Origin of the sequence: Geomonas sp. Red32 (assembly GCF_023652955.1) — a bacterium.
Taxonomy (GTDB): domain Bacteria; phylum Desulfobacterota; class Desulfuromonadia; order Geobacterales; family Geobacteraceae; genus Geomonas.
Genome location: NZ_JAKLOY010000013.1, coordinates 49,101 through 63,261, shown reverse-complemented (window position 1 = coordinate 63,261; position 14,161 = coordinate 49,101). Strand labels below are relative to the sequence as shown.

Genomic DNA, 14,161 nt, shown 5'->3' with positions numbered 1-14,161 from the left:
AAGTTTCATCGGGGCTATTATGATCGTCTCGCTCATCGCGGCGATATCAGAGGGGAGAGTGATCGGTTACCAGGGTAAACTCCCCTGGCACATCCCCGCCGACCTGACCCGTTTCAGAAACATAACTATGGGGCACCCGATAGTCATGGGGAGAAAGACCTATGACTCCATCGGCCATCCCCTCCCCGGCCGCCGCAACATCGTCCTCAGCAGGAGTCTCACTTCCCTCAAAGAGTGCGTACTCGTCCATTCCCTCGAGGAGGCGCTGGTCGCCTGCGAGAAGGAGGAAGAGGTCTTCATCTGCGGCGGCGGCGAGATCTTCAGGGAGGCCATCCCGCTCTGTCAGAGGATCTACCTCACGGTGGTGCATGAGCGCCACCCGGGGGACACGTTCTTCCCGGAAATCCCCGCCACCTTCCAGCAGACCGCCATCGAGGAGCGCCAGGACCTCACCCCGCCGATCACCTTCGTGACCTTCGAACGGGTGGACGGACGGGTCCGCGGCGAGGACGTCGAGGAACTGCGGCGCAAGGGGAAGGAGGCGATCCAGCGCCAGCTCTTCTTCCTGGGAAGGATCTGCCTGGAGCAGGCCTCCGCCATCCAGGACACCCCGGAGTGCAGCTCCGATCTCGCCCTCTGCCTGGCCAAGAGCGGCGGTGACGTGACCGTCGCGCTCAAGATGGCGGAGGAGGCGCTCCAACAGGATCCCCACAATCCCCGCGTCTGCCTCAACCTCGGCCGCGTCCAGTTCATGGCCGGGAAGCAGGGGGAGGCCTTGGCGACCTTCCGCCTCGGGATGCAGCTCGGGGGCGGAGCCGAGCTCCAGGCGGAACTGGTGCGGATAGGAACCCGCCACCCCCCGGTCATCCCGTCGCTCCCCAGAGAAAACGTCCTCAACAGATGCCTCGGCTTATTGAGGAGCAAGTTCACCAACCACAAGGGGTAATGCCCAAGCGAGTACATGAGAAAGTCCGAAACTGAAGCCATCGTGCTCCGGCTCACCGACTACGGGGAGGCGGACCGCATCGTCACCCTCTTCTCGCTGGAGCAGGGAAAGATTTCCGGCATCGCCCGCGGCGCCAAGAAGAGCCGCAAACGTTTCGGCGGCGCGCTCGAGGCGTTCGCGCACCTGAGGCTCCAGCTCCAGAAGGGAAGCGGCCTCGCCACCCTCCTCTCCGCCGACATCGTCGGCATCTTTCCCGGCATCCGCACTGACTTAGCCAAGATCGGTACCGCCGCCTACGCCTGCGAGCTCGTCGAACGCCTCACTCCCGAGGAGGAGCCCAATCCCCGGCTGTTCCGCCTCCTCTACTGCTACCTGGAAAGGCTCGACTGCGCTCCGCTCTCCCCATCCGACCGGCGCTTCTTCACCGTCAACCTGCTGAAGATCCTCGGCTACCAGCCCGACCTCTCGGTGCGCGGCGTCTCGCAGGAGACCGCGGACCTCCTCGACCGGGCCATGCGGACCGGGAGGTTCGGCGCCGTGGTCTTCCCCGACCACCTCCTCAGGGAGGCGGACCTTCTCCTCAATCCCGCCATCGACCTGCACCTCGACCGGGAGCTCAAGTCGCTCGCCTTTCTAAGGGAGTGCGGGGCCTAGTCCATTCCCTCCCTCACCCCCTCGTCCCCTCCCCTTGAGGGAGGGGACTCCACCTCTTTCCCTTTGATTTCGTAAGCAAAATGGTTGACCGGTGGGCCGGATGCGGGTACTATTCTCCGTTCACAAAAGTGTCACGAGCAGGACGTTTCAAGAGGTAGCGATGAACCCCATGGACATGAGAAAACTGCCGCCGCAGAGCATCGAGGCGGAGATGTCGATCCTCGGCGGTGTCCTGGTGGACAATGAGGCGATCAACCGGGTGCTGGAGATCCTCACCCCGGACGATTTCTATCGCGAGACCCACCGGAAGATCATGCGCGCCATGATCGAGCTGAGCGAACGTGGGGAGCCGTGCGACCTTATCACCATGACCACCCAGCTCCGCAAGAAGGGTGAGTTGGAGGAGGTGGGGGGCGGCGCCTACCTGGCCACCCTGGTGGACTACGTCCCGATGGCGGCCAACATCGCCTACTACTGCAAGATCGTCAAGGAGAAGGGGCTTACCCGCAAGCTGATCTCGGCCGCCACCGACCTGGTCAGCCAGGGGTTCGAGGACAAGGTCGACGTCGAGGAGCTGCTCGACACCGCCCAGAAGGTCATCTTCGAGATCGGCGAGAACAAGCTCCGTCCGGCCTACTACCAGGTCAGCGACATCCTGAAGGACACCATCAAGAACATCGAGCTCCTCTACGAGAAGAAGGAGCTGATCACCGGGGTTCCGACCGGCTACACCGATCTCGACAAGATGACCGCCGGCTTCCATGCGGGCGATCTCGTCATCATCGCCGGGCGCCCGGCCATGGGGAAGACCACCTTCGCCTTGAACGTCGCCCAGTACGCGTCCATCGAATCGGAGACCCCCTACCCCGCCGCAATCTTCTCGCTGGAGATGCCCAAGGAACAGCTGGTCGAAAGGCTCCTTTGCTCGGTGGCCCGGGTGGACCTGAGCAGGCTGAAGACCGGCCACCTGTTGGAGAACGACTGGCCGAAGCTCACCAAGGGGGCCGGCGCGCTGCACGACGCCAAGATATTCATCGACGACACCCCTTCCATCACCGTCATGGAGCTCCGCTCCAAGGCACGGCGGCTGAAGGCCGAGCACGACATCGGGCTGATCGTCATCGACTACCTCCAGCTCATGCGCGGAGGGGTCAACCCGGAGTCCCGCCAGCAGGAGATCTCCGAGATCTCCCGGTCGCTCAAGGGGCTGGCCAAGGAACTAGGCATCCCGGTAATCGCCCTCTCCCAGCTCAACCGGGGCTTGGAGCAGCGCTCCGACAAGCGCCCGATGATGAGCGACTTGAGGGAATCGGGTGCTATCGAGCAGGACGCCGACATCATCATGTTCGTCTACCGCGGAGAGGTCTACGAGAAGGACAACGAGGAGCTCAAAGGGAAGGCGGAAATCATCATCGGTAAGCATAGAAGCGGCCCGACCGGAACGGTCGACCTGACCTTCCGCGGCGAGTTCACCCGTTTCGAAAATGCTGCCAAAGAAGACTACTCATAACGAGTGAAAGAAAGGAATGCTATGACCAAGTACCACGCCATGCGCGAAGTGCCCGCCACTGCGGGATTCAAGAAGGGGGACGTTCTTTTCCTCTGCGGCGAACTGTTCGGCCGCGGCTACGCCAACGGTATCATCGACGAGGCGCGCGCCAAGGGGATGACCATTATCGGCGCCACCGTCGGGCGCCGTGACTCCGACGGGACCCTGCGCCCCTTGAACGCCGAGGAGCTTGCCGCTGCCGAAGCCAACCTGGGCGGAAAGATCATCAACATCCCGCTGGAGGCCGGCTTCGACATGGAGCCCGGCAAAGACGGCGTCACTCCCTGCGACCGCCTGAAAGGGGTGAAGCCGGACGAGTGGGCCTCGGTGAAGCTCGATCCGGCCGAGGTCGATTTCTCCCGCAAGACCGGCACCAAGCGCTTCCGCGACAACCTGGCCGCCGTGGTCAAGGAACTCTCCGCCCTGCTCCCCTCCAAAGCGGACCTGCTGGTGGTACACACCATGGCCGGCGGTATCCCGCGCGCCCGCGTCTTCATGCCGATCCTCAACAAGCTCTTCAAGGGGCAGGGGGACCGTTTCCTCGCCTCGGAGCCGTTCTGGAATTCCGACCTGGGGCAGCTCTGCGCGCTGAGCTTCAATGAAGTCACCGCCGACACCTTGGGCTACCTGATCGAGTCCACCGCTTCCTTGCGTGAAAAACACGACGTCCGCTACGCCGCCTACGGCTACCACGGCTGCGAGGTAATGGTGAACGGCGAGTTCGTCTGGCAGTCCTACACCCCGTACCTGCAGGGATGGGCCAAGATCCGGCTCGAGGAGATCGCCACCGCCGCCTGGGATAACGGCATCAAGGCCACCGTTTACAACTGCCCGGAAATCCTCACCAACTCGAGCGCCCTCTTCCTCGGCGTCGAAAACTCCCTCTACCCGCTGCTGTCCGCCCTTAAGCAGGAAGGGGTGGATTCGGTGGTCGACGAATGCCAGTCGCTGCTGAAGGAAGGGTCCACCACCGGCGACCTGGTTAAAATCGCCACCGATTACCTGGTCAACCCGCTGATCACCTCCACGCGCGACTACGACTCCTGGCCGCAGCACAACTCCCCCGCCCAGCAGGAGTACATGCTGAACGTCTCCGCGGAGCTCATCTCGCTCAACGCCGATCCCAAGGAGATCGTCTGCGCCGTCCTCTCCCGCGCCGTCTTCGTCGGCGTCGGGAGGCTGATGTTCAACTCCTCATGGAATCCCCAGGCACCGGTTTTCTGGCTGAACCACGACGTCATCGCCAAGGCGCTGGCCGGGATATAGATTGCCTCCCGTTCCCCCTCTCCTTGAGGGAGGGGGGCAGGGGGTGGGGGAAGCCTCCCCGAAGAGAAGAGAGTGACCTTGGGCTAAAATCCCCCCTGTCCCCCCTTCGCAAAGGGGGGGGACGTCCTCCTCACGGGGCGTGGTGACTCTGGCACCGTCCTCGGTACTGCGTGCGTACGTTTAAGCGTAAGGAAATGTTATGGCGGAAAAGATTCTGCTTGTAGATGACGTGAATATGTTCCTGGAACTTGAGAAGGGATACCTGCAACACTCCGCAGTACGGGTGCTCACTGCACGCGACGGCCAGGAGGCGCTCAACCTCTGCCGGCAGGAGCAGCCCGGCCTCGTCTTCATGGATCTCCACATGCCGGTCATGAACGGCGCCGACTGCTGCCACAAGATAAAAGAAGACCGCAATCTCAAGGAGACCGCGGTCGTTCTCATCACTTCGGAGGGAAAGGCGGACGATCGTAAACTCTGCATGGACGCCGGGTGCGACGACTTCATGACCAAGCCGCTCGACCGCCTCCTCTTCCTGGCGACCGCCCGCAGGTTCCTCCCGGAGATCGAGCGGCGCGACAAGCGGGTGCCATGCAACATCAAGGCGAAATTCCGTGCCTTCGGCGTCACCCTCTCCGGCACCCTGGCCGACATCAGCCGCCACGGTGCCTATATCTCATCCGATATCGACGCGGAAATCGGGAGGATGATCGATCTGGTCTTCGCACTTCCCGACCCGATCGGGACGGTGATTCAGGCGAAGGGGAAAATTGCCTGGACCAATACGGCGAAGCGCCGGGTGAAGCCGGTGCTGCCGATCGGCTTCGGGGTCGAGATCATCTCCATCCCGAAAGAGGCGGAAGCGGACCTGGCCCGCTTCCTCACCCAGCACAGCTAGCCTAACGGACCAGCTTGGAGAGCTTCTTGAACTCCTCGCTCCCCGCCACCTTGAGAAGCTGGAAGACCACCGACTCGGTCGAGGTCAGCACCGCCCCGGCCGCCGCCATCGCCTGCTTGGCGATGTTCCAGTTGTCCTTCTTCCGGCTCATCACCGCGTCGCACACGAGATGCACCACGTACCCCTTCTCGATCAGCTCCAGGGCGGTCTGCAGCACGCAGACGTGAGTCTCCATCCCCACCAGGATTACCTGTTTCTTCCCGTTTTTGGCCAGGGTCTCCATGAACCCTTCGCCGCCGCAGCAGCTGAAGGTCATCTTCTCGAGCGCCGCGGAGGCGAGCTTCTCCTTAAGGGCCGGGATGGTCGCCCCGAGCCCCTTCACGTACTGCTCGGTGGCCACTACCGGGAGCCCCAGTTCGGCCGCCGCATCGAGCAGGATGGAGATGTTTTTCGTCAGCTTCTCAAGCACCGGGGGATCCATCGCCAGGCAGAGCTTCTCCTGCACGTCGACCACCACCAGTTGCGCCGTGTTCCGGTCCAAAAAGAACTTCTCCATCACACTCACGGTACCCTCCTGTCTTGTTGTTTCAGGTAATGTCGATTAAGTCCCCCTTTGAAAAAGGGGGACTTAGGGGGATTTTTCCCTCCGGCACCCCCCCCCCGCCCCCCCTTTTCCAAAGGGGGGTGAGCTGAGGAGACTCTGGCTGTTATTCCTTCCTGAGCTCGATGCCGAGCTCGGTGATCTTCTTTCTGAGGGTGTTGCGGTTGATGCCGAGGATATCGGCGGCCTTGACCTGGTTGCCGCGGGTCTTCTCCAGGACGAAGCGGATCAGCGGGCGCTCCACCTGCTCGAGAACCATGGCGTAGACGTCGCCGCTCTCCATCCGTTCCATGTTGGTGAAGCTCCCGCGCAGCTTCAGGTCGACGATTCCTTCCAGGGAAAGCTCTTCGCCTTTGCCGTCCCCGCTCTGTCGGCTCCTCAGCCCCGGGAAGTCGGCGGCCACGAGCTGCGGGTCGGGAGAGAGGATCACGGCGCGCTTGATGGTGTTCTCCAGTTCGCGGATGTTGCCGGGCCAGTTGTAGCTGGTCAGAAGCTTCATGGCGTCAGGCGAGCAGCGCTTGACCGGGACCTCCAGCTCGCCGCAGATCTTGGCGAGGAAGTAATCGACCAGAAGCGGCACGTCCTCGGCGCGGTCGCGTAGCGGCACCAGGTGGATGGGGATCACGTTCAGGCGGTAGTAAAGGTCCTCGCGGAACTGCTTCTTCCTGACGCTGTCCTCCAGGTCCTGGTTGGTCGCCGCGACGATGCGGACGTCGACCGGGATACTCTGGTTGCCGCCGGTGCGGGTGATTTCGCGCTCCTGGAGAACCCTCAAGATCTTGGCCTGGAGGTCGAAGGGCATGTCGCCGATCTCGTCGAGGAAGATGGTGCCGCCGTTGGCTTGCTCGAACTTGCCGAGCTTCCTTTCGGAGGCGCCGGTGAAGGCCCCCTTCTCGAAGCCGAAGAGCTCGCTCTCCAAAAGCTCCTTCGGGATGGCGGCGCAGTTCAAGGGAATGAAGGGCTTGCCGAGCCGTTTGGAGTTGTAGTGGATGGCGCGGGCGATCAGCTCCTTCCCGGTGCCGGATTCCCCCTGCACGAGCACCGTCACGTCGCTCGGGGCGACCTTGCCGATGGTCTTGTAGATGTCCCGCATGACGGGTGAGTTGCCGATGATGGTTTTTTCGAGCTGGTAGCGGTCCTTCAGCTCTTCTTTCAGGAGCGAGACCTGGGAGGTCATCTCGCGGGCCCGGCTCACCTTCTCCACCAGGGCATCGATCACCCCGAGGTCGAACGGCTTGGTGAAGTAGTCGTAGGCGCCGCGCTTCATCGCCTCGACCGCGTTCTTCATGCTCGCCTCGGCGGTCATGATGACCACGAAAAGGTCGCCGCTCTCATCCTTGATCCGGTCCAAAAGCTCGAGCCCGGACACGCCCGGCATCTTAATGTCGAGGAGCGCCAGGTCGTAGGAGCTCTCCTTGATCATCCGGAGCGCCTCGTCTCCGTCACGCGCCAGCTCGACGTTGAAACCTTTCTTCCGGAGGGCCTTGGAAAGGACCCATCGCATGCTCTCTTCGTCGTCGGCGACCAGAATGTTCTTGATGGTTGTCATGGGTGACTCCTGGGGCAAAATCGTTCAGCTAAGCAGGGTAGCGACGCTGCTGCCCCATGAATTAGGCAATTTCCTGTCTACTCCGCCTCAAAAGGGAACCGTCTCTCCCCCTTTTGAAAAAAGGGGACGGGGGGAATTTCTCATTCCGCCCAAGACAAATCCCCCTGAATCCCCTTTGTCAAAGGGGGACCTGGCGGCCCTCGCCGTTGAGGACCGGCCCGCGGAGCTTGCGAAAAAACTACTGGATCAAGGGGAGCATCACGGTAAAGACCGTGCCGCGGGAGGCGTCGGAATCGACCTTGATCATGCCGCGGTGCTCCGACACGATCTTTTGGCAGATGGCGAGGCCGAGCCCGGTCCCCTTGGATTTGGTGGTAAAAAAGGGTGTGAAAAGATTCTCCAGGACGTCCGGCGCCATGCCGGGGCCGTTGTCGGCCACGTCGATGGCGACCATCCGCGCCCGCCTCTCCCCGATCTGGTTCATGGCGTAGTCGGAGAGCACCCGGCTGGTGACCTTGACGACACCCCCCTCCCCGACCGCCTCGATGGCGTTCTTGATGAGGTTCAGGAAGAGCTGGGTCAGGAGCGACTCGTCCGCCAGGATGGCGGGGATGCTGGGATCGAAGTACTGGTGGATGGCGACCTCCCGCCCGCCGGTGGCGCGCTTTTGCAGGAGCACGATATCCGAAAGGACCCGGTGGAGGTTGACCTTCCCGAGCTTCAGCCTTCCCGGAGATGCCAGGGCCAGCAGTTCCTCGACGATCACGTTGACCCGCTGCACCTCCTTCAGCATGACCCGGATGTACTCGCGGAGATCCTCGTTGTCGGGGAACTCCATCTCGAGAAGCTGGGCGGCGCCGTTGATCCCCCCCAGCGGGTTCTTGATCTCGTGGGCGAGACCGGCGGCCAAGGCCCCCAGCGAGGAGAGGCGGTCGGCCTGGCGGACGGCGGCTTCCAGCTCCCGCACGTTGGTGAGGTCGCGCATAAGCACGATGGTCCCGATCCGCTCGCCGGAGGAGCTCAAAAGGGGCGAGGTGCTGGTGCCGATAGGAGTAATCCTGCCGCTGCGTTTGAGGACGATGTTCTCGTGATCGGAGACCGACATGCCGGTGGCGACGGTCTTGGCCACCATCTCGTTGAGGGCATCCTCCCCTTTGAAGATGTCCTTGAACGGCTTCCCCTTGGCCAGGCGCCGGGAAACGCCCGCCATCTCCTCGGCCGCCGGGTTCATGTGGGTCACCGCTCCGGCGTTGTCCAGCACGATGACGCCGTCGCCGAAACTGTCCACCACATTCGCGTAATAGCTCTCTGCCGTGTCACCCATGGAAAAAGCTCTCCATTGCCTCGACAAGTTGGGAACGATCCTCGATCCGGTTGACGGCGGCCCGGAATTGGGCGGCGCCGGGAAGTCCCTTGGAATACCAGGCGAGATGCTTGCGCATCTCCATGAGCGCGAGCCGCTCTCCCTCGTGCTCCTCGAAAAGGGCGAGGTGCTCGAGGGCGGCCTGATGGCGCTCGGAAGCGGTGGGGGGGACGGGCTCCCCGCCGGCCAGCATGGCAAGGGAGTCGCGGAAGATCCAGGGATTCCCCATCGCGCCGCGGGCCACCATCACCGCGTCGCAGCCGGTCTGCTCCAGCATGGCGGCCACGTCCTGGGCGGTAAAGAGGTCACCGCTGCCGATCACCGGGATCTTCAGGAGACTCTTCAGCTCGCCGATCTTCGACCAGTCGGCGTGGCCGTCGAACATCATCGCGCGGCTCCTGGGGTGGAGGGTGATGGCGTCGGCCCCCTCCTCCTGGGCGATCCGTCCCACCTCGAGGAAGACGTCGTCGCCGCAAACCCAGCCAGTGCGGATCTTGATGGTCAGCGGGAGCGTGGTCGCCTTCCTCACCGCGGCCACCATGGCGGCGATGCGGGGAGGATCCTTCAAAAGGGCGCTGCCGGCCCCGGTGCCGACCACTTTGCGAACCGGGCAGCCCATGTTAATATCCACCAGCTCGCCGTACCCCTCGACCAGCCGGGCGGCCTCGGCCACCATCTCCGGCTCGTCGCCGAAGAGCTGCATCCCGATGGGGCGGTCCTCCTGGGTAGTCTTCAAAAGATCGAAACTCTTGCGCCCCTCGCGGGTGAGTCCGTTCACGCTGACCATTTCGGTGAAGGTGAGCGAGGCCCCCTCGCGGCGGGCGATCAATCGCATCGGGAGGTTGGTTATTCCCGCCATCGGGGCGAGGAACAACCGGTTCTTCAAGGTCAGCGATCCGATCGCCACCGTTTTCTGCATAGGTTTCATCTTCCTTTTCTGCCTAAAAAATGTGCATACTAACAGGTAGGGTCACGGAAATCAAGGGGATTATACAGGAAGAAAACGTGTGGCAAGGTTGCAACAGACGGTGAAGAACAGTGCCTATCACGGGCGGCACAAGGAGCCAATTGGAGGGCTTACTATGATCGTTTCTACCTTTCTCATGTTCCAGGACGGCAACGCGCAGGATGCCCTGTCACTGTACGGCTCCGTTTTTCCGGATTTCCGCGTCGAAGAGATCCAGCGCTACGGCGCGGGAGAGCAGGGACCTGAGGGCACCGTGAAGCTGGCGCGGGTTGACTTGAACGGCCATCGCTTGCTGTTCAGCGACAGCTTCGTGAAGCACGCCTTCACCTTCACGCCGTCGATCTCGCTGTTCGTCGACTTTGCCTCGGCCGAAGAACTGGATCGTGCTTTCGCCCTGCTCTCCGAAGGCGGCATGGTCTTCATGCCGCTCAACGGCTACGGCTTCAGCCGCCGGTTCGGCTGGTGCAGCGACCGCTTTGGCGTTTCCTGGCAGTTGAATCTGCCACTGGTGGCGTGACAGAGGCGGAATGTAAAAGGGCCAGCTTGAAAAGCCGGCCCTTTTACGATGCCTACGCCCCTACGATACGGCAGACCATGGCCGCTGGCCGGTCAGGACTCCTCCCCGTCCCGGGGCATCCCCAATTTGCTGGCGTCGACTACCACAAAATCCTCATCATAGGCGGCTGCGTAACGCTGCAGCGAATCCACGATATGGTGCAGGCGGGCGATACCGAAGATCCGGAACAGCATAATAAGCTCCTCGTCCCAGCTTTCGCGCAACGCATGGTGCCAATCGGGGGAGCCAGCCAGGACGTTGCGCTGGAAAGGAATCGGGTCCTTCACTATCTCCGGTATCGTAGAAGGATCTACCACCGTGCCGAGGGATTGGATGTTCAGGTTGACCTCTTCCTTTAATTTCTCATCGATATCATCCACTTCATCCTCGTAAGGAATCCAGATGTCCTCCTGCGACGAGATCGCGTGATGCAGGCCGGTTGCCCAATCGATGACCGGCTGGGCATCCGACACGAGGTTCACCTTGAGCAGATCGAAAGGAAACAGCTTTCCTCCCTGCAGCTTCACGGCCTCCACCCTCTCGTACAGAGACAGCAGCGATTCCATGAAGACCTCGATCTCTTCTACTGCGCCGAGTGCTATTCCGTTGAGATCGAATAACTGTTGCAGCCAATCTGATGGCTCGAATCCTCCCGGCGTGATGACGGCGCCGGTGACGAAGCCAAGCAACTGCTCGAAGGAAGTCTCCCGGCCAAAGTTTTCCTGACACTTTTTCAGATGCGCTTCGATCGCGTCCCGCTCAGGGGCCTCAAGCAGATTCTCGCTCATATGGTTTCTCCACTCTGGGGTTTTCTACGGAAGCACCAAGGCCGGCGCAAGGCTCAGAATTAGAATTGCATAATAATAGCAGAATTTTTTGAGGATGCCAGGTACGCGTCAGGCACAGCTGATATGAGCCATCGCAGGACGGTAAAGAAACCGCCGCGCAGCCTTAGGCCCCCCTTCCCCTGAAGGAGGGGAAGCTCCTATCCTTGCGCCGGCTTGGCGAGGCAATCGTCGATGGCCGACAGGGCTTCCAGCGCGTTGCAGGGGAGCGAGATGTGGGGCGGGCGGATTTCGGGCTCGCGGGGGTTGATCCGGACAACGTGGGCGTGGGAGAGGGAACCGACCCGTTCGCTGGCGGCGCGCACGGTCGGGATGGCGGTACCGGCCCCCATCTCGACGACCACGATCCTTTTCCCGGAGTTGCGGTCGAGGAAGGCACGGAAGCGGTCCTGCTGGCGGCGGGTCCGCTCCTCGATCCACCCCCAGTCGCCGAACATGAGGATGTTGGGGCGGGCGGTGGCGCCGCAGTGCGGGCAAAGCGGCACGTGGCCGGAGCGCATGGTCTCCAGGTCGATCCCGAACGCTTCACGGTTCTCCCAGATCCGGTTCGAGCAGGGGCGGGTGCACTGCAGGTGGTGGATGGAGCCGTGAAACTCGAGGACGGCGTCTTCGCGGTAGCCGGCCTTCTGGAACTGGCCGTCTACGTTGGAGGTGGCCACGAAGTACTCCATCCCGAAGCGCCGTGACCATTCCAACAGTATCGAGAAGCCGCGGTGGGGAACGGTCTCGCGGTAGAGGTTGGTACGGTGGCCGTAAAAGCCCCAGCCGAAGGAGGGGTCGCGCTCGAAGTGGTCGGGGTTGGCAGCGTCGACGAAGCTGATCCCGAGACGCTGGTAGAGGGGATAGGCTTTCCAGAAGCCGGCATCGCCGCGAAAGTCGGGGAGGCCGGAATCGACGCCCATGCCCGCGCCGGCGGTCACGAGGAGTGCCTGGGCTTCACCGATCCATTCGGCAGCTTTGGCGTACTGATCGGAAAGATCCATGGAACCGCCTCCTGTAACGGGAGGGGAAAACCTCCCTCAAGCGACGAGGGTAGTGGTCAGCCTTCGATGCCGACCTGAACGGGGACGGGGTTGAGCACCCTGACCAGCTCGGCGGGGGAGATCGCGACGAGGAAGCCGCGGTGACCGCCGTTGATGTAGATCTTCGGCAGGGCGAGGATGCTCTCCTCCACGTAGACCGGCATCCGCTTCCGGGTGCCGAACGGGGAGGTTCCCCCGACCATGTAGCCGGAGTGGCGATTGGCGATCTCGGGGGCGCAAGGTGCGACCGATTTCACCCCGATGGCCCGGGCCAGTTCCTTGGTGGAAACCTGGTAGTCGCCGTGCATGAGAACGACCAGCGGCGCCTTGCTCTCGTCCTCCATGATGAGGGTCTTGATGACGGCGTGCTCGTCCACCCCGAGCTCCCGGGCGGATACCGCGGTCCCGCCCTTCTCCTCGTAGTTGTAGAGGTGCTCTTCGTAGGTCACCTTGGCATCCCTGAGCACCCTGACCGCCGCCGTCACCGGCGTCTTCACCTTGGCCATCGCGGGCCTCCTTTATCTATAAGGGCACCCGGCAGATACCTCGCGCCGTAAGCACCGCATTTTACGCCTCACATGAAAAAATCGGCTTGCAAGCACCCATCTTCCACGCTATAGATGTATGGCACTACATATCACGTCTCAACCAGCTACACAACCAGCAACCGGGGATTCTTCTATGGGCGAAGGCGGTCAGCAGGCAGTGACGAAGGTGCTCGTGATGGACGATGACGAGATGGTACGATTCGTCGCGGGTGAAACACTCAAACGGTATGGGTTCGATGTGGAATTTGCCGCTGACGGAACCGAAGCCGTGAAACTGTACCGTGAGCATCGCGACGCAGGGTCGCCGTTCGTAGCGGTGATCCTCGACCTCAACATACCCGGCGGCGTCGGGGGAGCCGAGGCGATGAAGTTGCTGCTGGAGATCGATCCCGAGGCCAAAGGGTACGTTTCCAGCGGAAGAACCGACGACCCCGTCATGATGAACTACCAGACCTTCGGTTTCACCGGCACCATTGAGAAGCCGTACTTTTACCTGAGCAAAGAGCTGATGGAAGCGTTCACGAAGAGCCTCCGCGGCACGGGGTAACAATGCCCGCCCTCGATAACTATCTCACCCTGGTCGGCCGCGTCGACGAACTCTGCGGCCGCACCGCCTCCAGCCTGGCCTCCCACATCTCCTGCACCCCCGGCTGCGACTCCTGCTGCCGCCACCTCTCCATCTTCGCAGTCGAGGCCGCTGCTCTTCGCCAGGCCCTCTCCAGGCGTCCCACCGCAGAAGCCGGGGTGATCCGCTCCTCAGCCGAAGAGTCCACCCCGGACGGCCACTGCCCGCTTCTCAAGGGCGGTCTCTGCCTTCTGTACGAGGCGCGCCCGATCATCTGCCGCACCCACGGCCTCCCCCTTCTGATCACCCGGGAGGGTGAACAGGAGGTCGATTTCTGCCCCCGCAATTTCCAGGAGCTGGAAAGCATCCCGGGGAGCGCGGTGATCGACCTTGAACGCCTCAACGCCGTGCTGGCGGCCATCAACGCGCTGTACCTCCAATCCTCTCCCGGCCCCGAACGGGTCACCATCGCCGACGCCATCCTCGGCCCCCAGGAAGAGCCCGACTCCGTAGCCTGATACCACCATTGGACTACCACCAACCCATTACACTTACAAGGAGCAGTACGTGAAGACCCAGGTTAGCTACCACACCTCCGGGAGCTGTGCCACCCGGATCGACATCGAGATCGAAGACGGCATCATCGTGAACACCGAATTTTTTCAAGGCTGCGCGGGGAATACCCAGGCGGTCGCGGCGCTGGTACGCGGGATGCCGGTAAAAGAAGCCATCACCCGGCTCAAGGGGATCCCCTGCCAGGGGAACACCTCGTGCCCCGATCAGCTTGCCAAAGCCCTGGAGCAGGCCGTAGCGGGAGCCCAGTAATGCCCGG

At 62.3% G+C, this 14,161-nt stretch carries 16 protein-coding genes; 9 read left to right on the top strand and 7 right to left on the bottom strand.

Features of this window, described 5'->3' with window-relative positions; all coding sequences use genetic code 11:
* Positions 1-19: 19 nt before the first annotated feature.
* The 5 genes from L4X63_RS22975 to L4X63_RS22955 all read left to right on the top strand — a co-directional run bounded on the left by L4X63_RS22975 (position 20) and on the right by L4X63_RS22955 (position 5,313).
* Positions 20-946, top strand: a complete 927-nt coding sequence (locus L4X63_RS22975) for a dihydrofolate reductase (protein WP_250681006.1) — start codon at positions 20-22, stop codon at positions 944-946.
* A 15-nt stretch (positions 947-961) separates the two neighbouring features.
* On the top strand, positions 962-1,600 hold the full coding sequence (gene recO, locus L4X63_RS22970) for a DNA repair protein RecO (protein WP_250681005.1): 639 nt from the start codon (positions 962-964) through the stop codon (positions 1,598-1,600).
* Between the two features lie 160 nt (positions 1,601-1,760).
* Positions 1,761-3,110 (top strand): replicative DNA helicase, encoded by a 1,350-nt coding sequence (dnaB, locus tag L4X63_RS22965; RefSeq protein WP_250681004.1) that lies wholly within the window; start codon positions 1,761-1,763, stop codon positions 3,108-3,110.
* Positions 3,111-3,131: 21 nt separating this feature from the next.
* The gene (locus L4X63_RS22960) at positions 3,132-4,415 is read left to right on the top strand and encodes an enoyl ACP reductase FabMG family protein (protein ID WP_250681003.1); all 1,284 of its coding nucleotides are present in this window, start codon (positions 3,132-3,134) and stop codon (positions 4,413-4,415) included.
* 199 nt (positions 4,416-4,614) lie between these two features.
* The gene (locus L4X63_RS22955; protein ID WP_250681002.1) at positions 4,615-5,313 is read left to right on the top strand and encodes a response regulator; all 699 of its coding nucleotides are present in this window, start codon (positions 4,615-4,617) and stop codon (positions 5,311-5,313) included.
* Between the two features lies 1 nt (position 5,314).
* Here L4X63_RS22955 and L4X63_RS22950 read toward each other — a convergent pair whose 3' ends face one another.
* The 4 genes from L4X63_RS22950 to dusB form a co-directional block, all read right to left on the bottom strand.
* A complete protein-coding gene (locus L4X63_RS22950) occupies positions 5,315-5,878 on the bottom strand; it encodes an isochorismatase family protein (RefSeq protein ID WP_250681001.1) in 564 nt (187 codons plus the stop codon).
* A gap of 142 nt (positions 5,879-6,020) precedes the next feature.
* A complete protein-coding gene (locus tag L4X63_RS22945) occupies positions 6,021-7,463 on the bottom strand; it encodes a sigma-54-dependent transcriptional regulator (protein WP_250681000.1) in 1,443 nt (480 codons plus the stop codon).
* Positions 7,464-7,701: 238 nt separating this feature from the next.
* Complete coding sequence (locus L4X63_RS22940) at positions 7,702-8,787, bottom strand: two-component system sensor histidine kinase NtrB (RefSeq protein ID WP_250680999.1); 1,086 nt, start codon at positions 8,785-8,787, stop codon at positions 7,702-7,704.
* A complete protein-coding gene (gene dusB / locus L4X63_RS22935) occupies positions 8,780-9,745 on the bottom strand; it encodes a tRNA dihydrouridine synthase DusB (protein WP_250680998.1) in 966 nt (321 codons plus the stop codon). Before dusB ends, L4X63_RS22940 begins: the two co-directional genes overlap by 8 nt.
* Before the next feature lie 163 nt (positions 9,746-9,908).
* Between dusB and L4X63_RS22930 the strand changes: the two genes are divergently transcribed.
* Entirely contained in the window at positions 9,909-10,310 is a 402-nt protein-coding gene (locus L4X63_RS22930; protein WP_250680997.1) for a VOC family protein, read from the top strand.
* A gap of 92 nt (positions 10,311-10,402) precedes the next feature.
* Here the strand turns inward: L4X63_RS22930 and L4X63_RS22925 are convergent, their stop codons facing one another.
* The 3 genes from L4X63_RS22925 to ybaK form a co-directional block, all read right to left on the bottom strand.
* The gene (locus L4X63_RS22925; RefSeq protein ID WP_250680996.1) at positions 10,403-11,137 is read right to left on the bottom strand and encodes a UPF0149 family protein; all 735 of its coding nucleotides are present in this window, start codon (positions 11,135-11,137) and stop codon (positions 10,403-10,405) included.
* A 197-nt stretch (positions 11,138-11,334) separates the two neighbouring features.
* Positions 11,335-12,177 (bottom strand): SIR2 family NAD-dependent protein deacylase, encoded by an 843-nt coding sequence (locus tag L4X63_RS22920; RefSeq protein WP_250680995.1) that lies wholly within the window; start codon positions 12,175-12,177, stop codon positions 11,335-11,337.
* Between the two features lie 56 nt (positions 12,178-12,233).
* Positions 12,234-12,722, bottom strand: coding sequence for a Cys-tRNA(Pro) deacylase (gene ybaK, locus L4X63_RS22915; protein WP_250680994.1), 489 nt, complete (start codon positions 12,720-12,722; stop codon positions 12,234-12,236).
* Positions 12,723-12,921: 199 nt separating this feature from the next.
* Here ybaK and L4X63_RS22910 point away from each other — a divergent pair, with 199 nt between their 5' ends.
* The 3 genes from L4X63_RS22910 to L4X63_RS22900 are packed head-to-tail and all read left to right on the top strand — an operon-like array spanning position 12,922 to position 14,154.
* On the top strand, positions 12,922-13,311 hold the full coding sequence (locus L4X63_RS22910; protein WP_250680993.1) for a response regulator: 390 nt from the start codon (positions 12,922-12,924) through the stop codon (positions 13,309-13,311).
* Positions 13,312-13,313: 2 nt separating this feature from the next.
* On the top strand, positions 13,314-13,847 hold the full coding sequence (locus tag L4X63_RS22905; protein ID WP_250680992.1) for a YkgJ family cysteine cluster protein: 534 nt from the start codon (positions 13,314-13,316) through the stop codon (positions 13,845-13,847).
* Positions 13,848-13,854: 7 nt separating this feature from the next.
* The gene (locus L4X63_RS22900) at positions 13,855-14,154 is read left to right on the top strand and encodes a TIGR03905 family TSCPD domain-containing protein (protein WP_502799944.1); all 300 of its coding nucleotides are present in this window, start codon (positions 13,855-13,857) and stop codon (positions 14,152-14,154) included.
* The last annotated feature ends 7 nt before the right edge of the window (positions 14,155-14,161 follow it).